The 25,564-nt window shown below is 52.7% G+C and carries 18 protein-coding genes; 8 read left to right on the forward strand and 10 right to left on the reverse strand.

Annotation, left to right across the window (positions count from 1 at the left end; all coding sequences use genetic code 11):
* Window positions 1–68: 68 nt before the first annotated feature.
* Window positions 69–3,551 (reverse strand): FtsX-like permease family protein, encoded by a 3,483-nt coding sequence (locus tag SH527x_RS08805; protein ID WP_437194286.1) that lies wholly within the window; start codon window positions 3,549–3,551, stop codon window positions 69–71.
* 264 nt (window positions 3,552–3,815) lie between these two features.
* On the reverse strand, window positions 3,816–5,678 hold the full coding sequence (gene glmS / locus SH527x_RS08810) for a glutamine--fructose-6-phosphate transaminase (isomerizing) (protein WP_437194609.1): 1,863 nt from the start codon (window positions 5,676–5,678) through the stop codon (window positions 3,816–3,818).
* A gap of 574 nt (window positions 5,679–6,252) precedes the next feature.
* Between glmS and SH527x_RS08815 the strand changes: the two genes are divergently transcribed.
* Window positions 6,253–8,028 (forward strand): hypothetical protein, encoded by a 1,776-nt coding sequence (locus tag SH527x_RS08815; RefSeq protein ID WP_437194287.1) that lies wholly within the window; start codon window positions 6,253–6,255, stop codon window positions 8,026–8,028.
* Window positions 8,029–8,133: 105 nt separating this feature from the next.
* On the opposite strand, the gene SH527x_RS08820 is transcribed toward SH527x_RS08815, so the two are convergent.
* Together SH527x_RS08820 and hisF are read right to left on the reverse strand one after the other, a co-directional pair.
* On the reverse strand, window positions 8,134–8,388 hold the full coding sequence (locus SH527x_RS08820) for a hypothetical protein (RefSeq protein WP_437194288.1): 255 nt from the start codon (window positions 8,386–8,388) through the stop codon (window positions 8,134–8,136).
* A 127-nt stretch (window positions 8,389–8,515) separates the two neighbouring features.
* Window positions 8,516–9,400: an imidazole glycerol phosphate synthase subunit HisF gene (hisF, locus tag SH527x_RS08825; RefSeq protein ID WP_437194289.1), complete on the reverse strand. Its 885-nt coding sequence runs from the start codon at window positions 9,398–9,400 to the stop codon at window positions 8,516–8,518.
* Window positions 9,401–9,714: 314 nt separating this feature from the next.
* On the opposite strand from hisF, the gene SH527x_RS08830 reads away from it, so the two are divergent.
* The gene (locus SH527x_RS08830; protein ID WP_437194290.1) at window positions 9,715–11,301 is read left to right on the forward strand and encodes a hypothetical protein; all 1,587 of its coding nucleotides are present in this window, start codon (window positions 9,715–9,717) and stop codon (window positions 11,299–11,301) included.
* A 203-nt stretch (window positions 11,302–11,504) separates the two neighbouring features.
* Here the strand turns inward: SH527x_RS08830 and SH527x_RS08835 are convergent, their stop codons facing one another.
* Window positions 11,505–11,648, reverse strand: coding sequence for a hypothetical protein (locus SH527x_RS08835; RefSeq protein ID WP_437194291.1), 144 nt, complete (start codon window positions 11,646–11,648; stop codon window positions 11,505–11,507).
* Window positions 11,649–11,958: 310 nt separating this feature from the next.
* Here SH527x_RS08835 and SH527x_RS08840 point away from each other — a divergent pair, with 310 nt between their 5' ends.
* The 3 genes from SH527x_RS08840 to SH527x_RS08850 all read left to right on the forward strand — a co-directional run bounded on the left by SH527x_RS08840 (window position 11,959) and on the right by SH527x_RS08850 (window position 17,281).
* Entirely contained in the window at window positions 11,959–14,331 is a 2,373-nt protein-coding gene (locus SH527x_RS08840; RefSeq protein WP_437194292.1) for a glutamine amidotransferase, read from the forward strand.
* 59 nt (window positions 14,332–14,390) lie between these two features.
* The gene (locus SH527x_RS08845) at window positions 14,391–15,350 is read left to right on the forward strand and encodes a hypothetical protein (protein ID WP_437194293.1); all 960 of its coding nucleotides are present in this window, start codon (window positions 14,391–14,393) and stop codon (window positions 15,348–15,350) included.
* Between the two features lie 317 nt (window positions 15,351–15,667).
* Window positions 15,668–17,281 carry a serine/threonine protein kinase gene (locus tag SH527x_RS08850; protein WP_437194294.1) on the forward strand — a complete coding sequence of 538 codons (1,614 nt, stop codon included), beginning with the start codon at window positions 15,668–15,670 and terminating at the stop codon, window positions 17,279–17,281.
* A 38-nt stretch (window positions 17,282–17,319) separates the two neighbouring features.
* Here SH527x_RS08850 and SH527x_RS08855 read toward each other — a convergent pair whose 3' ends face one another.
* The 3 genes from SH527x_RS08855 to SH527x_RS08865 all read right to left on the reverse strand — a co-directional run bounded on the left by SH527x_RS08855 (window position 17,320) and on the right by SH527x_RS08865 (window position 20,186).
* Window positions 17,320–17,955 (reverse strand): HAD-IA family hydrolase, encoded by a 636-nt coding sequence (locus tag SH527x_RS08855; RefSeq protein ID WP_437194295.1) that lies wholly within the window; start codon window positions 17,953–17,955, stop codon window positions 17,320–17,322.
* A 100-nt stretch (window positions 17,956–18,055) separates the two neighbouring features.
* On the reverse strand, window positions 18,056–18,445 hold the full coding sequence (locus tag SH527x_RS08860) for a hypothetical protein (RefSeq protein ID WP_437194296.1): 390 nt from the start codon (window positions 18,443–18,445) through the stop codon (window positions 18,056–18,058).
* A gap of 742 nt (window positions 18,446–19,187) precedes the next feature.
* The gene (locus SH527x_RS08865; protein WP_437194297.1) at window positions 19,188–20,186 is read right to left on the reverse strand and encodes an RluA family pseudouridine synthase; all 999 of its coding nucleotides are present in this window, start codon (window positions 20,184–20,186) and stop codon (window positions 19,188–19,190) included.
* 653 nt (window positions 20,187–20,839) lie between these two features.
* Here SH527x_RS08865 and SH527x_RS08870 point away from each other — a divergent pair.
* Both SH527x_RS08870 and SH527x_RS08875 read left to right on the forward strand, forming a co-directional pair.
* Window positions 20,840–21,403 (forward strand): DUF2617 family protein, encoded by a 564-nt coding sequence (locus SH527x_RS08870; protein ID WP_437194298.1) that lies wholly within the window; start codon window positions 20,840–20,842, stop codon window positions 21,401–21,403.
* A gap of 258 nt (window positions 21,404–21,661) precedes the next feature.
* Window positions 21,662–23,119 (forward strand): FAD-binding oxidoreductase, encoded by a 1,458-nt coding sequence (locus SH527x_RS08875; RefSeq protein WP_437194299.1) that lies wholly within the window; start codon window positions 21,662–21,664, stop codon window positions 23,117–23,119.
* Between the two features lie 56 nt (window positions 23,120–23,175).
* On the opposite strand, the gene SH527x_RS08880 is transcribed toward SH527x_RS08875, so the two are convergent.
* Window positions 23,176–23,754 (reverse strand): glycine zipper domain-containing protein, encoded by a 579-nt coding sequence (locus tag SH527x_RS08880; protein ID WP_437194300.1) that lies wholly within the window; start codon window positions 23,752–23,754, stop codon window positions 23,176–23,178.
* 555 nt (window positions 23,755–24,309) lie between these two features.
* Between SH527x_RS08880 and SH527x_RS08885 the strand changes: the two genes are divergently transcribed.
* The gene (locus tag SH527x_RS08885) at window positions 24,310–24,543 is read left to right on the forward strand and encodes a hypothetical protein (RefSeq protein WP_437194301.1); all 234 of its coding nucleotides are present in this window, start codon (window positions 24,310–24,312) and stop codon (window positions 24,541–24,543) included.
* A 311-nt stretch (window positions 24,544–24,854) separates the two neighbouring features.
* Here the strand turns inward: SH527x_RS08885 and SH527x_RS08890 are convergent, their stop codons facing one another.
* Window positions 24,855–25,193, reverse strand: a complete 339-nt coding sequence (locus SH527x_RS08890) for a hypothetical protein (RefSeq protein WP_437194302.1) — start codon at window positions 25,191–25,193, stop codon at window positions 24,855–24,857.
* Window positions 25,194–25,564 lie beyond the last annotated feature (371 nt).

The following is a 25,564-nucleotide window of genomic DNA, read 5'->3' on the forward strand; positions in this document are numbered from 1 at the left end:
TCAGCAGCATGAGCATGCCGAACGTCAACCGGACGCCGTTTGTTGAATCAACTCTTGAGCCAGAATAATTAGTCGCCGTGGAGTGTTGCGAGGATTGGCAATTTGACGGCGGCTCGGACGGCGATCATCGCTGCGAGCATGCCGACGACAAAGATTGCTATGAGCATAACGACGAGATTCCACCACGGGATATCTGCCACCGCTGACAGCAGGTGAGGAGCCATCGCCAGCAGGGCTGATGCTGTGCCGGCGAGTAGTCCCCCGCCGAGCAGGAATGCGTTTTCCCAGGCAACCAGCTTCGCGATTTGCGACTTTCGAAGACCAACGGCCTGTAATAGCGAGAACTCTTTCGCACGCTCCAGAACATTTCGCAGCATGACCGTCGCCAGCCCCAGCGTGCCAAGAAGTAATCCCAGACCGCCTAATGTCTGGAATGTCGACAGGTAGGTGTTCTGCACAGCCAGAAAATCGGCGAGTCGATTCGCGACTCGATCCGAATCGAAACCGTAGTCCCCCAACTGGGATTCCAGCAATGTCGATAACGCCGTCGCCTCTTTAGGATCGACTTCAATCAGGAAGTATTGGAACCCTACTCGATCAGGAAACAGCTTTCTGAAGTTCGATTCGGACATCACCAGAACTCCTTGAAAGATGCTGTTGGCAAACATCCCGACCACCTGCATTTGCGGGGCAGTTGGATCATCTGCCGAGAGCGGAATCGTCTGACCGATCCCTTTATGAAGTGAATACATCAACGTATTCATGTCGCCCAAAACAGGGATTCGCCCTTCCGGTAATTCTTCCCTGAGCAATGCCCAAGGCTGGGGCACGCGGGTATCGGCGAAGACAAACCGATCCTCTTTGATCAGCATATCAAGAACGTCATCCGGCACCCCGAGGCATGTCGGCAACTGCGTCTGATAGAGATTCAGGCAGCTGGCATTCTCCCCGGGATTCATGCGAAATGCAGCAAACCGACTCTTCGCCAGCAGCTCTTTTGTAGCGGCATCCTGAAGGTTAAACCCGAGCTTATTCTGGCCTTCAACTGTATTAAAATCATAAAGCACCGGCACACTAGTCTCAGCAACCAGAGTGAACCCACCATTCCCGGATCGCGGATTCGGAGCCGCACCTGTCGGGTTCATTTGCCCTGCTGCGACGGCCACAATCACGAACGTCGCACTCGCAATTAACGACGCCGTGAGAACACTCCGCGACCGGTTTCTTGCTGCGTTTCTGACAGCCAGCTTCGCGGTCGATATCTGCGGCAGTTGAGGCGTACTCGCGCGATCACGTCCTCCCAATATCAAGGAGAACGCAGCGAGGCCTCCAACCAGCAATCCAATCCCGACAAGGAAGAAGACGACGATTCTCCATGAGAATCCTGCGAAGGCTTCAACGTCAGGAATCAGACCGGTCAGCGCGGCCACCAGTAGAATCCCTGCCCCGCCCAATCCCATCGATGCCAGCAGCGGAGCGAGTCGTGATTTCTTTCCTGTAATCTGTTCACCTAACGAACCGGTCAACAATGCTCGAGGGCTCTGATGTTCGGCTTGTCGCTGTGCCCACCAGACAGCAAGCAGGGCGACAACTCCGGCAATCACCGCACCGATTAACAAGCTTTGAGGCTGCACATCGAGAAACAGAAACCGTGTCCCAATGGCGCCGATCCACCACGTTTTCAATCCTAAAATCATGAAGCCGGCATATGCCACGGCCGCAGCACTTCCAATCAACGTCCCGAGCCCAACCAGCACAAGCCCTTCACACAACAGTAATCGGCGAATGAATCGGGGACTGAGTCCGATCGCCTGCAGAAGACCGACTTCACTCAACCGACGTTCAATCCCCAACCGGAAGAGCAGCCCTGTCAGGATCGCGGCAGAGACGATGAGAAAGAAGCTGAACCCAATAAAGAGACCGGTGAAATCCGTCGTTCCATTTGCAGCCATCAATCCCTGATATTTCACTGGTTGAACTGCGAACCCTAACTGTTGTGGGTCAATCTGTTTCAGGAATTCAGGGACAAACTGTTGTTCGAGTTGATCAAGTGATTGGCCAGCAGTCGGGGCAATGCGGAGGCTTGTCAGAGATCCATAGCGACTTTTCCAGAATGACTGGGCCGCTTCCAGCGAGACAAACAACTTAGGTGTCGTCCGATACTCTTCCCAGTAATCATCATCGCGATCGGTAATCCGGTCCTTCTTCAACGGGAACGGTTCATTCCAGTCCGCATATGACTGAGCGTCCGTCACACCGGGGACATGTGGAGTATATCCTCGGTCATTGGCTGGCCCGGTCAACTTCACAATGCCAGCAACAACGAACTCCTGAGTTTCCTCCGGGAGCTCTCCCCGATCGCCAACGACATGATACTTGAGGGCAATCTTATCACCGACTTTGGCCGCCAGGTCCTCTGCAACCCATTCATTCAGATAAATGGCATTCCCTGTCAATGGTTTGGATTCTCCGATCATCTCGAATGGTCCAAACGGGGCCGACTTTGGGTCAACGCCAGCAACCACTGAATACATGGAATACTTGTCCGGCGTCTCCGGCTTCCAGATTTCGTTGATCAGGGAGACCAGCACCGGGGACGACTTCAGTTTCAGTAACTCCACTGCTTTCTCGGCCGGCCCACTTAAACCATCTTCAAGGAACATCTGCTGGCTCTCCAACGAGAGGTATCCCTGCTCAGAGTTCTTGACGACTCGTAATCCGAGATCGGACAACTGAATTTTCTGATCGAGCGCCTTGGAAATTTCCTTTGCCTTCTCAGGGGATTGCTCCGCTGGAGAGTTCCCGTTTTCCATTCCAATGAACAGGGCGTTGACTCTGGCTGGTTTCTCTTCAGCCTGTCGTCTTGATCGTGCGACTTCCTGTAAACCCAGTTGAGCCTGAAGATCCAGCAATGAAACGTAAGCATTGGCTGGCAGTTGCTGTGTTGGATTGAGCCCCAGTCGCGCAAGTGGAATTTCTTCGGGAATAATGGCACTCACAGTTGCTGGCTGTGCGGCCACTGTCTGGTTCCGCTCTCCCAACAACGCATCTCGCGGAATGGCAGAAGGAAGTTCGGTCACCAGTGAAACCGTATCGCCGACCTTTACCCCCAACTGATCCGCGACTCGTTGATTCAGAACGATCTCGCCGGACTCAGGGAGCTTGACATCATGGTGGTCTAGCAGTCCCCAAAACCGGTCGTCGCCTCCGTAAACATTCACCTGCCCTACGCGACGCTTCTCGCCGGGTTTCACTTCGAACTCGATGGTCCCAGGTAAAGTCAGGGCCGGCGCGACCGTCTGAATGCCGAGACCAACACTCTGAATTTCCTCGGCCAGCTTCTCACGAAAGAAGCGTCCGCCGCTCACGACATGATCGACCTTCCCCAATCGGTCGAGAGAAATTTGACGCAGGCTACTGCGGACAGAGTCGCCCACGATCAGCGCACCACTGATAACCGCCGTCGCAGCAATGACTCCGCAAATCACCGCAAGATTTGTGCGTCGATAGAAACACAGATTTCGCCAGAGCAGTTGTCCGAATGTCAGCATTCTCTCGCCGTCTCCGCAAATCTGGACCAATCAGATCGATCACAGGACGGTGCAGCAGCGGTTCAAATAATTGCTCTGCTCACAGCGTCCAGCCTGAAGTTTACAGACTTCAGAGCGGTTCGACACTCAAAACAAAAAGAGGGCTCCCGTAAATGGAAGCCCTCTTCGAATTCTGGATTGATATCTGATCTCTGCTACACAGAATCAGAACTCATTGAGTGAAACCGCGGTTCGACCACTTGGCCGACTGAACCGGTTCCGCATTTACTCGACCGTCACACTCTTCGCGAGATTACGTGGCCGGTCGACGTTACAGCCTCGCAGGAGTGCGATTTCATAAGCGAGCAACTGCAACGGAATGGACGTCACCAGTGGCTGCAGACACTCATCTGTCTCCGGAACGTAGATCACGTCATCAGCGATCTCAGCGATTCGCTTATCGCCTTCGCACGCAATCGCGATGACTGGCCCTTTCCTGGCTTTGACTTCTTCCAGATTGCTGATGATCTTGGGGTAGATCCCCCCCTTCGGCACAATGAACACACTCGGAGTGGCCTCGTCGACCAGAGCTAAGGGACCATGCTTCATCTCGGCAGCAGGATAACCTTCTGCATGGATATAGCTGATCTCTTTCAGTTTCAGCGCCCCTTCCAATGCGACTGGGAAGTTATAGAGTCGACCGAGATACAGGAAGTTGGTGCTTTTATGGTACTTGTCAGCGATTTCCTTAACCTTGTCGTGACAGGTCAATGCTTTCTCGACGTGATCAGGCATTGTTCGCAAAGCGCGAATAATGTTTCGACCTGCCTGGTACGACATGTGTCGCATACGGCCGAAGAATAATGCCAGCAACGTCAACACGGTCACCTGAGACGTAAACGCCTTCGTTGAGGCCACACCCACTTCTGCCCCGGCGTGCAGGTACACCCCTCCGTCTGCCTCGCGGGCAATCGTTGATCCCACGACGTTACAGATCGCGAGTGTGGGGTGCCCTTTTCGTTTACACTCTCTCATCGCGGCGAGAGTATCGGCAGTCTCACCGCTCTGAGTGATCGCAAAGATCATCGTTCGATCGGTCAATGGAGGATTGCGATATCGAAGCTCACTCGCATACTCCACTTCGACTGGAATTCGAGCGAACTCCTCGATGAGGTACTCCCCGACAAGTCCTGCATGCCAGCTTGTTCCGCAGGCGGTCAACACAATGCGGTCGATGTGACGCAGTTGTTGGGAAGTGAGATTCAATCCCCCGAATACCGACGTGGCCTCATCTTCATCAAGTCGCCCACGCATTGCGTTTTCAATGGTGGTCGGCTGCTCGTAGATTTCCTTCAACATATAGTGAGCGAAGTCGCCCAACTCGATATCCGTCGAAACCTGATCCAGCGTTCGAATCGAAGGGGAAGTTCGCCCGGTATCCCGATGACGAATTTCCATCCCGTCTTCCGAGAGAATCGCGACCTCATGATCAGCCAGATAGACAACCTGATCGGTGTACCCGATCAACGGCATCGCATCACTGGCAATAAAGTATTCGCCGTCCCCCACTCCAATTACGAGAGGGCTACCGCTGCGAGCGGCAATGAGAACGCCCGGACAATCGCGGAACATCACCACGAGCCCGTAAGTCCCCTTCAATTTCCGCAGCGTCACTTCCAAAGCAGAAAGGCAAACTTTTGCCTGCGTCACATCTTCGCCAAGCTTTGCAATCTCTTTCAGATGGTGAGTCAGCAGGTGAGCAATGACTTCCGTATCGGTGTCCGTGTTGAACGTGTAGCCGATTTGAGTGAGCTGATTTCGTAATGAGTTGTAGTTCTCGATTACACCGTTATGAACAAGCACAACCTCCCCATTCCCCCCAATGTGAGGGTGGGAGTTTTTATCACACGGCACCCCGTGAGTGGCCCAGCGCGTGTGCCCGATCCCGATTGTTCCGGAAACTGGAAGCTCGTCGACCAGCGCCGCCAGTTCCTTGACTCGCCCTGTCTTCTTGCGAATCGAAATCTGACCATCCTTCGCGACCGCAATGCCTGCACTGTCATAACCTCGGTATTCGAGACGATGCAGACCTTCTAACAGGAAGTTGGTGACATCTCGGCCGCCGACATAACCAACGATTCCGCACATTGTTTTTACCTTGGCAGAGTGAACCCAATCATCGACGTTGATCTTTCCTCTGGTCACATTCGCCAGTGGAAACAAAAGCATTCATTGATCTGAAAATGCATTGGAGACACGGAAAACACTCAAATTTGCGTCTTACAGCAGCCATCAGCAACCAGTTGCCTCAACGCCGCAAATTTAGACATGAACCACACTAAGGTAGTTTAAAAATCGGGGTCAAGAGCATCCAAGTTTTGGATTTCCCCCAGCCCTCTTACCCCATCCGCCGCAGCCTGCCCCTTTGTTAATTCCGAGCACAATCTTCCCGTTGGCCTTGAGTCTCTTTGCGCTTTCGGTAACAGTTTGGCACGCTCCTGCCGAATAGCTCGAATATTCGGACTTTAGGAAAATCAGTACCTGTAGAGCCGTGTAATTTCCGATCTGGAAGTATAGGTACAAAGTCGCCAGGCGCGCACATTATATTCCACAGGAATTCAGGCAACAGATCCCTCATCTGACTCGGCATCCTCGCCGTAAATGCCTGTGACTCGGACATGCAATGCATCCACTTGTGCACAACTTTCCGAATGGGCAGCCAATGACCGGCGCAGAATCTCCTGCTGTCAGCAGGAAACGACAACTCCTCAAGAATCTGGGGTTTGCGCTGTGCCTTCCGGCATTTTTCGCCGGAGTTGCACCTGCTATCGCCTCGCCGCTCACCGTTGCATCAGCTGATTCCGCCACGGAAGGTGCATCTGTCGATCCGTTGATGAAAATTGTCGACGAAGCGATCGAAGTCACACGGATGCGGAACCTCGACTTCCAGCAACACACCCCCTGGCAAATTCTTCACGGGCTGCTTGCTCTCCGTGAGAATTATACGATCAAAAACGGAAACGAGTTCGTCAATGCACTCGATTTTCTGTCCACCAAAGCCCGTTACAAAGGCGAAGGCTGGTTCGAAAAGACGCAGCATGGCGGTCGCGCGCACCCCTACAACGGAACTCCGTACGACTTCGAAGGTCACGTGAACCAGACGATGGCGATCATTGCCATGTGCAATGTCCCACTGACCCACAAATTCCATACGGCGAATGGTCAAGTCGTCACGATGCAAGAAATGGTTCAACATGCACAATATGCATTGAACCCGAAAGATGAGTTGACTTGGACGTTGTGGTTCCTGACACATTACGTTGATCAGGACGCAAGCTGGACAACTTCCTCTGGACAACGCTGGAACATGGAAGCTCTGGTTCGCAACCAGAATGCCGCTGCCATCAACAATTCACCATGCGGTGGATGCCATAACCTGTTCGCAGTGGCTTATGCCCGAAATGCTTACATGCAGAAGCATGGACAGCTTCGCGGTGCCTGGCTGGAAGCGGATCAGCGTTTGCAACAATACATTTCCGCTGCCCAATCGATGCAGAATCGAGATGGGTCGTTCGCCACTCAATTCTTCCGCGCTCGGGGTCACAGCACTCAGTTCAATGAACGAATCAAAGCATCCGGCCACATGCTGGAATGGCTGCTGGTTGCTCTGCCGAAGAAGCGTCTGAATGAACAGTGGATGCGCAACGGGATCTACAGCCTCGCAACCGACCTGATCACCAATGCGTCCCAGCCTGCGGACTGCGGCCCACTTTACCACTCCCTGCACGCACTCGTTCTCTACAAACAGCGAATGCAAGGGGCAAACGCAGCCAACGCACAGGAGCAAACTGTTGCAAAGCCGCAGACCAAAAGTGACGCTGCCTCGGAACAGCAGGTAAATGTTCTGGCGACTCCTGCAGCGACAACTGGCCAGGAATTCCAGACACCTGTTCAAACTACTCCAAAAGCCAGACTGCCAGTTCCAGGACCGATTAATCCTGCTCCACAGTCGACACCACCTGCCCTGCTGTCTCCTCCAACAAATCCAAACGAAGGTGACCGTCTCACGCCTCGCCAGGAACGTCTGGAGCGACTTCAGGATCGCCAGCGTCGCTTGAGAAAATCTTCAGCGAGCACAGACGACACATCAGAGATCGAAAGTGTCTCTGGCGAGAAGACTCTGGAAAAGATTCCATTGAGTCCTGTCCCAGGCGGCATGCCGATTTTCAAACCGACCGCATATGAGATGGTCAGTATCGATATCGAACCTGAACTGACTCCGGCCGAAGTCGACGAATTGCCTGCTCCAAAGCAACCTGAGCAGACTCCACCTCCAGTGCTAAAACCAGTTGAACCTGCCCCTGCAATGGCACCGGCGCCAGTCAGTCGCGAACCGGTGAAAGCGGAACCAAAAGGGACTCTGCCGACAGAAGCAGAGGCTCCTAAAGCCGCCGAAGAAGCAGCAGCTTCTGCCCCGGAAGAGCCTGAATACGACTAAGCAACTCAGTCTGAGACTCATTCCGAGTCCATGACATTGAGCCCACGATGAATACAACAAAACCCCTGTCGATGGCAGGGGTTTTGTCATTTTGGGAGACTGTGATTATGTGGTTTTATTCCAACCGTCAACGTACGGGTCACTGAACAGGAGTTGAAGACGTTCTGCGCGGTCAACTCCCGGGCTGGCCACGATCTCAATCGCCTTCTTGAGCAGCCCCATTCTCGGATCATTCTCCGCGAGTTCTGACGATTCCGAGCGGGAAATGCGGTCAAATGCCGCAGCGAGATCGAGGAGACTGCAACGCAACTCAAGATAGTGACGGTCAAGAACTTGCTGGGCAGATTGAATTGATGCCATGTTGAGATGCTCCGTTTAGACCGGTTCGGTCTCTCATGTGGCCGCACAACAGCCTTCTCGACTGGAGAAAAGCTGAATCCTGCGTACCAGATCCCCTGAATAATCTCTGGAAATGCTCCAGCAAGAATCAGATTCGCACCACAACGCCGTGGTCTGCCAGATAAGCTTTTGTCTCGTTAATCGTATATTCACCGTAGTGAAAAATGCTCGCCGCAAGTGCCGCGCTCGCTCCGCCGGTGGTGACTGCTTCATAGAGGTGATGAGGCGATCCAGCTCCACCACTCGCAACCACAGGGATTTCGACGGCATTAGAGATTGCCGCAGTGACTTCAAGATCGAAGCCATCCTTTGTTCCATCTGCGTCCATGCTGGTCAGCACAATTTCACCGGCCCCGAGACGCTCGACTTCCTTTGCCCAGGAGACAGCATCCAGCCCCGTCGGCTTCCGTCCCCCATTGATATGCACGTCCCAATAAACACCTGACGCCGTGGGGTACTTCGTATGAAAGCGAGTTGCAAATCCCCCTTCAGTCGGCACTGGACGCTCACGCACTCGCAGATCCTCAGGAACACCTTGAGCGGCCGCCAAAGCCGCTGGATCACCTGCCGGAACTCGCTTTGGATCAAGATTAACGACGATGCACTGACTCCCAAAACGCAGAGCCGCTTCGCGTATAAACTCTGGATTCTTCACTGCAGCGCTGTTAATCGACACTTTATCGCAACCTGCATTCAGCAGGCGTCGAATATCTTCCAGACTGCGAATCCCTCCCCCGACGGTCAGTGGCATAAAGCAGACTTCGCTTGTCCGCGCAACCACATCGAGAATGATGTCCCGCTGTTCATGGCTGGCCGTGATATCAAGAAAGACAAGCTCATCCGCCCCTTCGGCCTCATATCGGGCAGCAACGTCAACTGGATCACCGGCATCTCGCAGGTTCAGGAAGTTGACTCCCTTTACGACGCGACCAGCGTGAACATCCAGGCAGGGAATAATGCGTTTAGCCAACATAGAGCGAATTTCGAATTGATGTGCAGTTTTCCGGCACGCAAAAACAGGATTTCATCAGGTGAAACTGCTGCGTAACCAGATCACAGGCCAAACCAGACCGGAGGTTGGTCTACCCTGCTTCAGGAATCATTCATCCACACGTTCATTACTTGCAGACTCCAGTTTAACGACTCTCATCGATGAACGGAATTTGACTCAATCAACAACTCCAGCCATACTCCGAATGGGCTACTCCCGGGTGGATTTTCTGTCCCTCAGAATTCTCCCGGCAGAACAAGGCCCATTTTCCCCAATTTTGAACCAAAGGAACACTCGTGTTCGACCCGGCACTCTTCTTGCGTTCGGCGGATGTTCGCGGCCTTTACCCTAATCAGATCAACGAAGAGCTTGCCTGGTTCACCGGGAAATATTTCGCTCAAAGTCTGAAGGAACTGCTCGGGCTCCCTGCTCCGAAAGTTGTCGTCTGTCGCGACGGACGAGTTTCTTCACCGGCCATCTACTCAGCAGTGATTCAGGGGCTCGCGAGCGAAGGAGCCATTCCAATTGCCACAGGGCTGGCAACGACTGACATGATGCAATGGGCCGTCGGCGAAGAGCTGAACGGAGCCATTGCGGGAATCATGATCACCGCATCGCACAACCCACCGGAATACAACGGGATCAAAGCCGTTGTGAAGAACAATGAAACCGGTGGCCTCGATATATTGAGACCTGTCGACCATCTGGCGCCACGATACGCGAAGGACGGCACCAACGGAGACGCTGCTCCAGCCACATCACTTCCGTTCCCACAGCAGGCAAGATTGCAGCTCCACGAGAAGTTTGTGGAAGCGGCCCTGTCTCGCTCAAAACGCATTAACAAAGCAACTGGCAAGATTGTCCTCGATCCAGGCAACGGAGTCGGGGGGCTCTTCCGTCCACTGCTGAAAACCGCATTGGCTGCACGCAAGTCAAAAGTCGAATTGCTGGCAGTTGCCGAACGGATCGACGGCACATTCCCGACACGCCCATCAAATCCCGGCTTACCGGGAGCCGTCAAATTGCTTCAGGAAACCGTCATTGCAGAAGGGGCCGCATTCGGTGCCGCATTCGATGGCGATGCCGACCGTGTCTTCCTGGTCGATGAATGGGGACAGTTCGTTTCAGGGTCGCTCCTGCTGGCCGCTCTTGCCAAAAGAATGGTCGAAAACAACGGCGGCAAAGGGGCAGTTGTTTACTCTGCCGTTTCATCGTGGTTGGTCGCTGAAGCGGTTCGCGCTGCTGGCGGGACCCCGATCATTTCACGCGTCGGACAGGATGCGCTGAAAGTTGCTCTAATCAAGAAGGACGCCGTTTTCGGTGGCGAATCGTCCGCCCACTACAATTTCCCAGATACTTACTGCCTCGATTCCGGGTTATTCTCGCTTGTCACGTTCTGGGACATGCTCCTCGAATCCGGCAAGACCTGTTCACAGCTGTTGGGCGAACTGAAGCCGTGGCCGAACAGTGGCGAAGTCAACTTACGAGTTGAATGCAGCGACTGGAAATCGATGAGTACAGAGGTGATCACCAAGATCAAAGCCGAATACTCCGGCGAAGCGGCGAATGCCTATGTGCTGGACATTGACGGGGTCAGCGTCTTCTCGCCTAAGGTGCCGAAGTACAAGACCGCCGACGACGTGTTCAAGATCGACAAAAAGAACGATCCAACAGGCCAAACCTACCGGGAAGTGCAGAAGTACACTCCAGACTGGTGGTTCAACGTTCGAGCATCCAACAACGAGCCACTGCTGCGGATCAACTTCGAATCCAGCAGCGCCACCGAGGTCGCCGGGCGCACCTATTCATTGATCTCGAAGATTCGGGAGATTTGCGGGAGTCGAGCACGAATTGCCGTTCAAGATTGGGGCAGCTTGAAGTAAGTCGAGCTCCTGTGCGTTCCAATTCCACTTCAACGCACGTTTCCAAAATTCGATGGTGGCCGGCTCAGCGAAATGGGCCGGCCACCATTTTTTGTTAACAGATAGAACGGTTCGATTTCGGAAGCGATTCAACTGCAGGCGCTGGAGTAAATGACACCATGATTCCGTGTCACAGCATCCACCACACCATCCTCCGATCTGCTTCAAAACACTTCGCGGCTTTTATCCGTTTGCTTGTCACTTGCGCTCATCGCCACATGTATCTCGTCGCGCACCGCCTTGCGGACAATGAAGTACAGGGCCATTCCAATTCCGACGAGAACGCCAGCGTAAATGAGGAGTGACATGATTATGACAACGATTTCAACTGGGCCCACTCCGAACATCACAAGCTCCTTGGCGTCTAAAGGTCCGACATCAATCTTCGGCCCCGTGTATTAGAATTTCCCTTTGCAATTACAGAACGAAACACTTTTTCATTCAGATCATTTTTTCATCGAAGTTTCTGGATTCATCAACTGAGGCTTTCGAATCGCTAACCGCCGGAATACGCTATTTGAAGCAGTTCGATCGCATGCAATATCGTCACAGTCACTTATCACCGGTCCCAGCTGACCGGGTGTTCAGCGAGCATCATCAGGGGAGTCAACCTTGGGGATGGGACCGTTTGAAAACGTCACGACAGCCAGCTCAATCGTACTGGGATCGCCCGGCTGGGGCTGGATCGTTTTCATTGTTATCGGTCTGTTCCTCGCTTTGCTTCTCACCGCTGCGATTCGCTCTCCTCTCCCTCCACGCTGGAAGTGGGGCCTGTTCGCTCTGAAATCCACAGCGATCACCTTGCTGGCGATCTGTCTGGTCGACCCGTTGATGACGAGACATTATGCCAAGCCGGGCGAGAACATTTTTGCAATCATTGCCGACCAAAGTGCCAGCCTGCAAATCCTGACAGGCGAAGAAGCAGCACAACTTCGGGGAGCACGCTACAAAGAATTACTGACGAATCCAGATGCCCCATGGTTCAGGCGTCTTGAACAGGATTTTCAGGTTCGGGATTACACATACGGAACCACCCTCGCTGGTGTCGACAACTTTCTCAACCTGACCTTTGATGACTCCGCGAGTCACCTTGCGACTGCTCTACAGACATTGAAGCGACGTTATCAGGGACAACCGCTGGCCGGTGTCCTGCTGTTCACAGACGGAAACAGCACCGATGACCTGACTGAAGCAGATCAGCTCGGTATACCGGTGTATCCAGTCATCATTGGCGAAGAACAGACTCGCCCAGACATCGGAATCGAATCGGTTTCCGTTTCGCAGACGAACTTCGAAGATGCCCCTGTCACCGTGCAGGCAAGATTCTCAACTTCCGGGCAGCGACCAGAGAAACTGGTTGCAACACTCTCAGATCTTTCCCCCAACTCGACCGAATCTCAGACAGTCACACTTTCGACGACCGGACAGTCTGAACTTGTTGCCCGATTTCAAATCCGCCCGAAGACATCTGGACCTCTGTTTTATGATCTGGCCGTGACATCCGACGATGAGACCAACGTTCTAGAAAATCCGGAGACGAGTCGCGAAGCAACGGTCCTGAACAATACGATTCTCGTCAGCGTCAACCGCGACCCCCATCGCTCTCGAATCCTTTATGTCGGGGGACGCCCGAACTGGGAGCACAAGTTCTTAGGGAGAGCACTTTCAGAGGACCAGCAACTGCAACTTGTCAGTCTGATTCGGATCGCAAAGAAGGAAGCCAAGTTTGATTTTCGAGGACGAGTCGGGGAATCAAACAACTCGCTTTTCCGAGGCTTCAAAGGTGAAACAGATCAGGAAGCCGAGGACTACAGTCAACCGGTTCTGGTCCGCATCAACACCAGAGATGCCGGGGAGCTGAACGAAGGTTTTCCGAAATCCATGGCCACTCTGTTCGAGTACGACGCCATCATCATTGACGACACCGAAGCGGAGTTTTTCACTCGCGACCAGCAATCCTTGATTGAGAAGTTTGTCTCCGAACGAGGCGGCGGACTGTTAATGCTTGGCGGTCGAGACTCATTCAAACATGGAAAATGGGACCGATCGCCGGTTGCCAACACACTTCCAGTCTACCTCAACCGCACTGCCGCTCCACTCACTGGGAATCTTCGCTGGTCACTCACACGAGACGGGTGGCTGGAGCCGTGGACTCGCAGCAGAGACACAGAGCAAGCGGAAAAGTCTCGTCTGGATAACGTCCCGGATCTGACAATCATCTCGTCCTCATCAGAAATCAAACCGGGCGCACGCACTCTCGCGACTGTTCGAAATGAATCCGACGAAACCCATGCTGCGCTGGTCATCCACTCATTCGGGCAAGGACGAACCGCGGCCCTTCTGACCGGCGATCTCTGGCGATGGAAGCTGCAGGATTCGCAAGAGAAAGCAGACGACGCCGGGAAGTTCTGGCGACAACTTGCCAGATGGCTCGTTGGAGATGTTCCACGACGCATTGCGATCAGTCATCGCCCAACTCAACTGGCAGGCCAACCCGCCGCCACGCTTCGGGTACAGCTTCGAGATCAGGAATATCAACCGCTGGATGGGGAACATGTCCAGATTGAAGTACGCCTCCCTGATGGCAAGACCGTTCAGGTGGATGCTCAACCCTGTGCAGATCAGGCAGGTACCTATGAAGCAATTCATGTTTCACGCCTCTCTGGTGCATACACAGCCAGAGCGACAACAACCGACAGTAACGGCAAACCACTCACCGCCGAAATCGGTTGGGCCAGTAATCCAACTGCTCAAGAGTTCCGAAAAGCGGATATCAACTTGAAGGATCTGACCAAACTTGCAGACGCAACTGGCGGGCAGATAGTGAAGGCAACGGAGTTGGAAGATTTTGTTAGCACCTTGCCTTTTCGCAACGTCCCCATCATGCAGACGGAAATGATCCCATTGTGGCATCGACCGTGGATTCTGCTGATCGCTCTGGCGCTGCTGACTGCAGAATGGGGACTTCGACGCTGGGGAGGATTAGCGTGATGCAGCGGCTCCCATTCCTTCAATTAATTCTGACAACGTGCAGCTTCATCGCAGTGTCAATGTCAACTCCCTTGCTCGCGGCCGGCGAACCTGCAGCGCAGGAATATCGTGGGGACCTGCTGATCGTCGTGGGGTCAACCGGAGAGCCAGACTATTCCAGACAGTTTCAGGAGTGGACTGAGAACTGGAAAGCAGTTGCCACAGCCGGGCAGATCCGCATTCAACAATTGGGGGGAGACGATGCAACCGGTACGCTCCCAGAGATCGAGCAGGCAATTCGCCCTCTGCACAATAACTCGCAGCTTCCGCTCTGGATTGTGCTGATCGGACACGGAACCTTCGATGGTCGAAACTCCCGCTTTAATCTCCCAGGGAACGACCTCGCACCAGCCACACTGAACGAGTGGCTCGCCCCCATTTCGCGACCAATCGGTGTCATCTGCTGTTTTTCTGCAAGTGCTCCATTCCTGCAAACTCTGGCAGCCCCCAATCGTGTTGTGATCTCAGCAACGAACAGTGGCAGCGACGTCAACTTTTCCCGATTCGGTGGATACCTTGCAGCCGCACTGAACGACCCGAGTGCCGATCTCGACAAGGACGGACAGACCTCGTTGCTTGAAGCGTTTCTACTTGGCTCGGCCCAAACCCAGGAGTTCTATTCCGGTGATGGACGAATCCCGACAGAGCACCCTGTCCTGGATGACAATGGCGATGGACGACCGGTTCCACCAGAGGGATTCGAAGGGCTGCAACCAGTTCAACGGAAAGATGATCCTCAGAGACTCCCAGATGGATTTATCGCCCATCAGTGGCATTTACGTGCCAGTGACGCTGATGCCACCTTATCCCCGGAAGCGATTGCGAAACGAAACACACTGGAGCTGCAAATCGCCAGACTTCGAGTACAGAAGAAGGACCTCAGTGAAGCGGAATACGACACTCGCCTGGAAGTACTCCTCGTTGAAATGGCAAAACTGCTGATTCTTCCACAGCCAAAGGTCGATTCCGCATCGAAATAGCTGTCTCTCGTCCTTAGGATTTATGATGTCGGAATGCGTCTCTCGCAGGACCATTCGCCTGAAAGAAGCCGTCTGATCCCTGAACCCCATTCACTCAAAATCAATTTAACAGCATTTCATGTCTCCCAGATTGCGAGCGGACCCATTTTTGGAGACACTGCATGTCGAGAGCAATACTCGATTCGACTCTTCAGCAGTTGCAGCTGGCATGTCCGTGTTGAGTTTATTCCCTGCCGCTCTCTGAATTGCGAGTTGCTCCAACGACTCGTACAGGTTTCCTCCTCGCCACCGATCGTTTTTCAGTAGCTGTCATCCCCATGAGCACCGAGTCCGAAAATCGACGACATATTGGCCCGTTCCTTCTGGATCGACAGCTTGGCGTCGGCGGCATGGGGATTGTGTATTCTGCGACGTATGAAAAGAACGGGTTGAAATGCGCCGTGAAGGTGCTCGCTCCTGACGTCAGCGATAACGATGCGGTGAATCAACGGTTCATTCGGGAAACCGAGATTCTCAAAAAGCTGCAGCATCCCAATATCATCAAATACTATGGGGCCGGGTCAAACCGTACCCAACGCTTCTATGCAATGGAAATGGTCGATGGGGGCGCCCTCGATCTGTTACTCAAGAAGGAAGCTCCGTTCAATTGGGAACGGACGATCGACTACACGATTCAGATTGCACGCGCACTGGAACACGCCCACAACGCTGGAATTGTTCACCGCGACCTGAAGCCGGGAAACCTGCTGGTCACCAAAGATGGCACTCTGAAGCTCAGCGACTTCGGCATCGCGCGAGACACTCAGGCGACAGCACTTACTCAGGCAGGAAAAACTGTCGGAACCATGAACTACATGGCTCCAGAACAGATCAGCGGAAAATACCCGATCACCAAACACACCGACTTGTACGCACTCGGGTGTGTCATGTTCGAGATGTTGACCGGACGTGTTCCTTTCCAGTCAGAAACACAAGCTGAGCTCCTCTTCAAACATCTCGACGAAGCCCCTCCTTCAGTTCGAGATTTCAGTCAGGACACGCCAGTCATCCTCGGGAAACTGATTGATGAACTTCTCTCCAAAGAACCAAGTGACCGACCGTTCGATGCACTCGCGGTTCAGGTTCGGCTCGATGAGATCAAAGAAAAACTGAAACAGCAGGAAGAGAAACGAAAAGCAGCCACTGTTGGCGGCATCACCGCGACGGGAAAACAGAAGACTTCGGTCCAAAAGAAAAAGAAGAAAAAGAAAGCGACCGAGGACAAACCTGCAGTCCCAATCTACGAGCAAACGTGGTTCCTGGCGACAATGCTGGGAATCATTCTGGTCGGGATCAGTATCGCGATTGTCCGTACTCGCAGTGAAAGCAACCTGTACGCTCGCGCTTCCAAGTATATGCAGCAGCCAGCAAGCCAGTGGATCAATGCCAAGCAGGATCTGCTGACAATGCTCGCTCGCTACCCCGAAGGTGAGCACGCGAAAGAAGGTCAGGAGTGGCTCGATCAGATCGAAATGAATCTGACTGAAAACCGCATCGCAACCTTCATCAAGCTGAATAAAGATCCGACCAACGAAGCAGAACGACTGTATCTGGCAGCTGGTCAGTATGAAAGGTTTGGCGATCGCTTTACCGCATTGGAAAAGTACGAAGCGATCCCCAAAGTGATTGCGATGTCACCTGAGAATCGCCCTTATTTGAACCTCGCTCGCCGTCAGGCTGAGAAGATCAAAACGAATGTCGGCGCGGATGACGACCGTACCACATTCATCAAGAAGCAACTGGAAGACGCTGATTCGCTGTATGCCGAAGGAAAGAAGTTGCAGGCCAGAGAGAAATGGCAGGCCATCGTTCGACTTTACGGGGACAATACCGAGTTCGAATTCTTCACAAATCAGGCAACTGACCGTCTGAAAGAAGTTGCGGGAACATAGAGCATTCAAGAGCGGATGATTGCCATTCGCGAGAATGATTATCGCCCCGTCGATGGAATCTCGATTCCATATTGTCGCAGGTCGCTCACAAATCGCTCAGTGGTGCTGAATTGAACAGCACTCAAACCGTACGACTTGCCTGTCTCGACGTACTCAAGAATGTCATCCGTATACAACGCTTCGCTCGGGTGACATTCAATTGAATTCAGTGCTGCCTGATAGATCGCAGACTCTGGCTTCACCGCACCGACTTCATAAGAGACGATGAGATGGTCGAAGTAATTGAGCACATTCCAGTTTCTGCGAATCACGCGAACATGCGTCGTGCAGGTGTTTGACAAGAGAACCAGACGCAGCCTGAGCCGTTTGAGTTCTTCAAGCACCGGAATGATCGACGCGTTCAACTGGAAGATATTCCCTGACGCTTCACACAGGGAATCAAAGTCGATTGGCCTTTGAAAGAGGGCTTCAAATCGATTGTGCAATTCGCGTTCATCGATGAGGCCACGTTCAAAGTCGGCCTGGCATCCGGACGCCATGAGTTGTCTGGTAAGTTCCGCTTCGGAACAGCCACAGACTTCCGCCATCTGCCGGCACATTCGCTCATGCGAGAAGAAGACAAGGACGTTTCCCATATCAAACAGGATTGTCTTTAACTCACACGGTAACGTCATCAGCATCACAACCAGAATCAGATAGCACCTGAGGGACCTTCACAGACTGCTGTCTCGATGCAGTTCACGCGAGACAGCTCCGAAGCTCCCAGACGTTATCCTAATAGCTGCGGACCAACAACCCAGCTTCATCGAAGAGCTCGTATTGAATATGAGAGCCGACATAGGCTTCATAAGCGCGCAGCTTCACATTGCCGTTGGGCCAGAAGTCTGACCAGCCCACTTCGACGCCCCGACTATAGATCCGCTCTGACAACTGATAACTCGAATTGCCTTCAGCGACATAGACTCGAGTGACTCCATGTCGTGTCACCCCATCGGCCAGCAACTCTTCTTCAATACGAATTCCGTCCGCTTCCTGAACAGTAACACATTGCTTTCCAATCGTTGCCGCTGCAGGAAACACTCCTGAAATGGAGCAGTAGATCACGACAGCGAGACTGAAGAACATCCCCAGAAAAGATGGTGCAGTCGACTTCAAAGCTTTCATTTCCCAATTCCCTTGAGCTCATGCCGAACACGTTTCGATCCGTCGTGTTCTTCATCGAACAATGGTCAAGTCCCTATCACAGGACAGGTGACATCTGAGGCAAACTCGACTTGAAACGTCACGATCATCAGAGGCGAGTTAACAAATCGCTCAGGCAGTTCTTAAAAATTGCGAGCTCTTTAAACGGTAAGATAAAGGCAGATCGGACCAGGCAATTCAGTCAATTCAGTGGTGGCTTTCATTCACACTCAACATGTCTTTAAGTGACAGGTCATCGTGCTCAAGATCGCCAGTGAACGCTGCTTCCCTCAGGCTTTTCTCTGTTGCCGACATTGCATGCAGGCTTGCGAGAAAACCAAGCACTTCAACTTGAAAACCGCAGGATTTATCAGGCTTTCAGTGCCACGATCTCCCCTAATGCAAGTTCAAGGCCAACAGGTTTCAATTCTGCGCCACGTTTGAAAAGTTTCTGTTTACAAGAAATGAAATCAGCGCAAGGAGAGTCACGAAAGAAGACGCTCAAGAAGTGACAGACAAGTCTCATCTGCATCTAACCAAGACATTCAGACATCTGCATATCACACCTTACTGATCAATCGACACATTCACATCGATCAGTGTCGACATGTGCATGAGTCGTGAAAGCAAACGTGTGCAGCAGACCAGATCAAGATCAGACAGAAGCTTGATTCAGCGAGCGCAGGCGTCGAACGCGTGCGGGCACACGAGAGGCCGAACCGGTTCAGACTGCCCTTAAGCGTGAACGATCCAAAGCAGCGATCGTTTCCTGAAAATCAGTTGGTGGTTCCGCGACGCACTCGATCCACCCCCCGCTGATGGGGTGTGCAAAATCCAATCGAAGCGCATGCAAGGCATGACGCCGAATTGGTAATCCCGTCTCAACTTCACGAGAAGCTTCCGGATCGATATCCGCATAGAATGGTTTGAATCGCCCCTGAGTTTCATAGAACTCGTCGCCCACCAACGGATGCCCGAGAGCAGCGAAATGAACTCGAATCTGATGGTTTCGACCTGTCCGCGGCTTCGCCAGCACTAAAGTGTGATTCTCAAACCGCCGGACGACTTCATAGTTTGTTTTCGCCGCCTTACGATCTCGAGCATCCGCTCGACATGACATTAATACGTGTCGCCCGATATTCGCACGACCAATTGCCAGATCGATTGATCCACGATCCTGCTTGACCACACCTTCGACGAGTGCGAGATACGTTTTCCCGACTCGCGACGCCTCAAATGCTGCAGAGAGCGTGGCATGTGCCTGATGAGTCAACGCAACGGCAATCGCACCACTCGTCTGACGATCGAGCCGATGCACCATCCCCGGGCGGAAGAGTCCACGACAGGAACCACGCTGATCCAAATGATACTGCAGGACGTTCGACAAGGTTCCTGACTGATCTTCACCAACAGGATGAACGATGATCCCTGCTGGCTTATTCACCACCATCATCCAGGGATCTTCAAACAGCACATTCAGATCCTGCTCTGAATGCTCAATCATCTTATCTGGTGGCTCAAACAGGCGGACTCGAACTTCCTGATCACAGAAAACCCGATCTGACTGCTCTGCAAAAGCATGATTGATCGTCACTCCCTGAGCACGAACAATCCGTTGAATTCGCCACGGCGTGTAGTTTCGAAGATGCTTCACCAGAAACGAATCGATGCGCACTCCATTGAGTTCTCTTTCAACGATGAACTCAAAGACCGGAAGCGACATAGAACACAACAATCTGCGAAGCGAAACGGAATGCGTCTCAGGTGAAAATTTCTGACACGAAGTCGGATCCTAGCGTCGTACCGGTTCTTCAATCCAGAGTACAGCAAGATCTTCAGGGGCAGAATTCATTTCACTGATCACAAGAACAGTTCACTCCGTCAGGTTTTCAACCGAAACAGAGTGTTCGAATGCACTGAACAGCGTCCACCGGATTTTCAGTACGACGTAACGTTCCAAAAAAACTTCCACCTCAAGACCACACGATTAGAATTGAGACTGCCCCGTAAGAATAGTTCACATGGACTACCTCAATATCACCATTCTTCAAGCCTCTTCCTCAAAAAACACCCCTCAAACGGGGCAGATAAAAAATCTTGAAGAACGCCATCTTTGATGTGATTTGGACACGGCGTATACTCATGGAGAAGTGAAAAGAATTTGCAAAAAATGGAACTCAGCATACCGCAGTCAAATACCGATAAAAACAGATTGATTAACAGTTTCAGTTTACCAACATCATGTCCCAACGCTGATTGTTTACGCAGAGACTCAGATCATTTACCAAATTCTGTCCAGTAGAAATTTTGCAAAGTACGCACCCCCGAGCACCTGAGACGCGATTTACAAGTTTTGAACAGGGGAAGGCAATTTCAATGCCCACCAATTCCGTTCGCCCAAGTATCGCAGAAACAGCTTATCGCTTCTTTGATCGCGCTGTTCATCCAGAGATGTTCAGTCCAGCAATCGTCGGGCGAATTCGTTCGTCTCAATATGACCTCGCCCTTGGAATCTGTCAGGGAGGCCACTACCTGCAGTTCACCTGCAATGGCCAGTCAATGACTGAGGTCACCGGTCCGGAAAGCGAAGTTCTTTCATCATACGGTCTGCAGCAGACATACTTCTTCAATGAGACAGAAGAACTTGTGCTCGAAGCAGAGAAGAACTTCAAGTATCACTTTGCCGGTCAGATTGAAATCCTCGATTTCTCAGTCTTCACCAGAGTGCAGATGGAACTGGAATATGAAGCTTCGAAAGCATTCATATCACACCAGTTTCCTGCAAAGAACCGCCTGCAGCCAGGCCCTTTGAGCCTCGCTCAGATCGACGGTAGTGAAAACTCAATCACCGTCAGTATCTTCCACACGTTCCCAGACGATCTCGTCGTCTTGCGAACTCAATCGCTGTTTGAGTTCCCGGCAGCGAAATCGGACAATTAGGTCTCAACAGACTTGCAACACTCCCCGGTGAGACGGTGGCCGAAAGGCCAACGCTTCGCTGGGCCCAAGATGATCGCAACATCCGTTCCTATGACCGGAATTCGATTCGAAAATCGATTCAAACCTGGCCCGGAACCTGTTGTCTTACTGCCGATCCGATATGATCAGTGGACCATTATATTGAATGGCCATGACTGATTATGGCGGATCGGCAGTTTCGTTTGATCCGCCACATGCTCTGGTTCGCGGGTCGAATTGATGAACACAACTGTTGTTGAAGCTGCTGTTGATCTGGTCTCCAAACTGGTCGACCTTCTCGGTCCCGGTTCCGTTCTTTCCGCGGCTTCGGAACGACTGGTCTACGAGTGCGATGGCTACATCATCGAAAAGTCGATGCCAGACATCGTGGTGTTCCCGCAAACAACTCAAGACGTCGTCGAGATCGTCAAGCTCTGCAATCAGTTCAACGTCCCATTCGTCCCTCGTGGGGCCGGCACAAGCCTTGCTGGTGGAACACTTCCTGTCGGTGGCGGAGTCATGATTTGCTTGACTCGCATGAAGGCCATTGAAGAGATCAACCTGCGAGACCGCTACGCAATCGTGCAGCCAGGTGCCGTGAATGTGCATCTCACCCAAAAGCTCAAAGGCACAGGCTTCCATTTTGCCCCAGATCCAAGTTCTCAGGGAGCCTGCACGATTGGCGGGAACGTTGCGACAAACGCTGGCGGCCCACACACACTGAAATACGGTGTCACCGTCAATCACATTCTCGGGGCAGAAATTGTGCTCCCGACTGGAACTGTTGCCACATTAGGCGGCCCGACCCAAGACCATTCCGGGTACGACCTGACCGGACTCTTTGTCGGAAGTGAAGGAACGTTCGGCATCTGCACAAAAATCTGGGTCCGCTTGACACCAGATCCGGTCGCCTTCCGCACGATGCTCGGCGTCTTTCCAACGGTGACACAAGCCACAGAAGCAATCAGCGGCATCATCGCAGCAGGCATTATCCCTGCCGCTTTGGAAATGATGGATCAGGGAATCATCGGAGCCGTGGAGCAGGCGTTCCACTTCGGATTTCCACTGGACGCCGGTGCCATTCTACTGATTGAAGTCGATGGACTCGAAGCAGGCATCGACATTGAAGCAGCACGAATTTCTGAAATCTGCTTCGCCCACGGTGCTCGCGAAGTGCGTCGGGCTCAATCCACACAAGAACGAATGGCCTTGTGGAAATGCAGAAAGCAGGCATTCGGAGCCATCGGGCGACTCGCACCAAGCTTCTGCACCCAGGACGGCGTTGTCCCTCGCACCAAGCTCCCGGACATCCTCGCGTTTATTCAGGAGACCGAGAAACGATACGACTTACGCATCGTGAATGTGTTTCATGCTGGGGACGGAAACATTCACCCGATTCTGCTATTCGATGAACGCGACCCGGAACAAACACAGCGCGTCATCCATGCAGGAGACGACATCCTGACCAAGTGTATTGAACTCGGCGGAAGCGTCACCGGCGAACACGGCATCGGGGTCGAGAAGATCAGCTTCATGGATAAGCTGTTCACGCCAACTGACCTGGAAGTCATGGCCGACGTTCGGTCAGTTTTCAATCCAGATGGACGATGCAGTCCTCAGAAGCTGCTACCAACGTCAGCTGGATGTGCGAATGAGCATATTCATCGCGCCAAACCCGGCCGACGCGCCTCGATGTAGCGGTCGAACACAGCAGCCGTGAAGCTGTGTTTCAGAGAGAGAGAGAGCAAACCGGTCTAGAAGCCGAAGTGAACTCCGACACGACCGTGATGGTGATGATGTCGGTGGTGGTAATGACGGTATGGATGGCCGTACCAGCCGCCAACCACAAGTGGAGCGGGCTCATAAATCACCGTTGGACTCTCCTTCACAACGACAACGTTTGAAGGTGCAACAGCTGGAATTTGTCTTGCTGTTTGAGCCGAAACGATGACCCGATCACTCACACCATTCGATTTCAGAGTAATCACCGAATCAGTGCTGAGATCAAACCGCCCACCGCGACTCTGGATCATGTTGATGATCACGTCATCACTGACCCCGGATTGAGCTAACCGAATCAGGTCGAAATTCGTCAGCGCATTCTGTTGCGCCGTATGTTGAGCCTGAGCAATTGCACTGTTCCGCTGAGCAACCGCCACGTCCCGCTCGACTCGCGCGTCTTCAGCGTCGCCGATCACAGTCCCAGCCATCGCGCCAGTGATACCGCCGATCAACGCACCAGCACCCGAGTTTCCGCTGTGCGATCCCAGAGCAGCACCTGCAATCGTTCCGATTGCGGTCCCGGCCAGTGCTCCAGACTGCGCATGATTCATATTTGCGCAACCATTGAAGCACAGGAGTGCAGCGAGCGCCGCCACTGAAATTCCAGTGGACACAAATCCAGAAACGCTTGGCGTCATCATCCAATCACTCCTGCCGTCCGGTGCGTTCCCGCCGCTCCAGAACTTCCGTGGCATTCAAATTTGCCCGTTTTCAACGAAGCGGCTTTTAGCGGAATTGAAGATGGTTGGCATAGAGCAAATTCCTTTTGCAGCACATTGTTCCTCCATCGTTCCTACCCAGAAAACGACGTGTTCCGCCTTGAATAAACGGAACAGTGCTCGCATTATGGAATTCGCAATCAATCACCCTGTCGCAGTGGGAAACGCAGGGAACAAGTTTTCCCAATTCAACAAAGTAATTAATCGGCTGATCGAAGGCATCCACAGCAGCGAACGTCATTGTTGCACCCAAAATCGGATGTGCGCACGCGACGTAACGCTCTCCTATTCTCCCCGAACTTCCCATCCCTGCCGCGTATGGCCCGTGCAAGAGATTGAGATCGACGAGAATTCTTTGTGGCGACGTATTAGAAAAGGAAAGCCCCTATGCCCCCGGAAGAATCAAAAGCGGCTCAATCTGCGGTTCCAGGCATCGCAATTTTCAGCCTTTTTATGGTGGGAGGACTTTCGATTTTGTTGTCGTTGGTAGGTTTCGTTGCCGGGATTGCTCTCGTTGGTGTGCCGAATACAGGCGCCATCATCATCGGGTCCGCATTGATGATGGCAATCGCTGCAGCGACCTTTGCCTGGTTAACCAACTTCTGCTTTCGAAAGCATTAAAACCAGGGAATTTAGAAGAGCACCCCGATCTCAGCGACGTCGGGGCCACAAACTGGTTCTAGCCAAGAACACACATCCAGAAACACAACAACCCAGCCGAAGCTGGGTTGTCGATGTTTGCTGTATTAAGTGCCGAAGGTGGGAATCGAACCCACACGAGGAATTACCCTCACTGGATTTTGAATCCAAGCCACCAATCGTCGGAAACTGTGTAAGTACGTACATAATAACAACAAGCGGATTCTACAAGCAAGACCATCGAGGACGATCGCGGACGGAAAACAACTGTGACGGGTGTCGCGACACCTGCTCTATTCGTCGCTTTCGTTGTCGTCATAATTTGTCCTACCGTTCCGTCGAGACGAACCGCCTTTCGTTGTGGCCGTATCCACAATTCGCATTCGGTCGAACACTACTGAGAAAGTCGACAGGTGTCGCAGTGCCGAGTGGTTGCTGTATCCCATCGCCCGAGCAACGTCTGCCTTAGAAGCTTTCCCGTTCTTCTCTCTCAGGTAGAACAACCAGCCAATCGCCTGCACATTTCGGAGTGCTTCAGAGTCTCCGTGATCCGTATGGGCTGTGTTTTTTACCGTTCCTGACTCAAGCGCCGTAGCAATTCTGGCAAGCTGGTGAACGATTTCACTTGACATACCTTCTACTGTCACCATATCTTTCATGGTGTTGAGCCTTCCATGTTTTGACAGACGCGGAAATCGACGCCGCTGGTTCGGGTCGCCAAACTCGGACCAGCAACAACAATTACGAGGTCGCCAAACCTCGCTGAATCACACAAGCCCTCTGAGTCGCCAAACTCTCTGGGCTTTTTTTACGTGTGTACGAAAAAACCCCGCCAGTGGGTCGCAGTCCACTGACGAGGTAAATACGGGATTGCTCCCGAGTGTTTCGTTTAATCGACATGGTGCCCTGCGACAAGCTGCCATGCTGATCGTTAAAGTCGATGCGAGCAGAAGTACCAAATTGGTACTCACTTGTCAACGTCGAAGTACCAATGTGATACTGT

It is taken from the genome of Planctomicrobium limosum, from assembly GCF_051465645.1.
In the GTDB taxonomy this organism is placed as follows: Bacteria; Planctomycetota; Planctomycetia; order Planctomycetales; family Planctomycetaceae; genus Planctomicrobium.

Bases quoted from the DNA above. Each gene is read 5' to 3' on its own strand.
- SH527x_RS08805 (WP_437194286.1), bottom strand. From the start codon at position 3,551: ATGCTGACATTCGGACAACTGCTCTGGCGAAATCTGTGTTTCTATCGA.
- glmS (WP_437194609.1), bottom strand. From the start codon at position 5,678: ATGTGCGGAATCGTTGGTTATGTCGGCGGCCGAGATGTCACCAACTTC.
- SH527x_RS08815 (WP_437194287.1), top strand. From the start codon at position 6,253: ATGACCGGCGCAGAATCTCCTGCTGTCAGCAGGAAACGACAACTCCTC.
- SH527x_RS08820 (WP_437194288.1), bottom strand. From the start codon at position 8,388: ATGGCATCAATTCAATCTGCCCAGCAAGTTCTTGACCGTCACTATCTT.
- hisF (WP_437194289.1), bottom strand. From the start codon at position 9,400: ATGTTGGCTAAACGCATTATTCCCTGCCTGGATGTTCACGCTGGTCGC.
- SH527x_RS08835 (WP_437194291.1), bottom strand. From the start codon at position 11,648: ATGTCACTCCTCATTTACGCTGGCGTTCTCGTCGGAATTGGAATGGCC.
- SH527x_RS08840 (WP_437194292.1), top strand. From the start codon at position 11,959: ATGGGACCGTTTGAAAACGTCACGACAGCCAGCTCAATCGTACTGGGA.
- SH527x_RS08845 (WP_437194293.1), top strand. From the start codon at position 14,391: ATGTCAACTCCCTTGCTCGCGGCCGGCGAACCTGCAGCGCAGGAATAT.
- SH527x_RS08850 (WP_437194294.1), top strand. From the start codon at position 15,668: ATGAGCACCGAGTCCGAAAATCGACGACATATTGGCCCGTTCCTTCTG.
- SH527x_RS08855 (WP_437194295.1), bottom strand. From the start codon at position 17,955: ATGACGTTACCGTGTGAGTTAAAGACAATCCTGTTTGATATGGGAAAC.
- SH527x_RS08860 (WP_437194296.1), bottom strand. From the start codon at position 18,445: ATGAAAGCTTTGAAGTCGACTGCACCATCTTTTCTGGGGATGTTCTTC.
- SH527x_RS08865 (WP_437194297.1), bottom strand. From the start codon at position 20,186: ATGTCGCTTCCGGTCTTTGAGTTCATCGTTGAAAGAGAACTCAATGGA.
- SH527x_RS08870 (WP_437194298.1), top strand. From the start codon at position 20,840: ATGCCCACCAATTCCGTTCGCCCAAGTATCGCAGAAACAGCTTATCGC.
- SH527x_RS08875 (WP_437194299.1), top strand. From the start codon at position 21,662: ATGAACACAACTGTTGTTGAAGCTGCTGTTGATCTGGTCTCCAAACTG.
- SH527x_RS08880 (WP_437194300.1), bottom strand. From the start codon at position 23,754: ATGAATCATGCGCAGTCTGGAGCACTGGCCGGGACCGCAATCGGAACG.
- SH527x_RS08885 (WP_437194301.1), top strand. From the start codon at position 24,310: ATGCCCCCGGAAGAATCAAAAGCGGCTCAATCTGCGGTTCCAGGCATC.
- SH527x_RS08890 (WP_437194302.1), bottom strand. From the start codon at position 25,193: ATGTCAAGTGAAATCGTTCACCAGCTTGCCAGAATTGCTACGGCGCTT.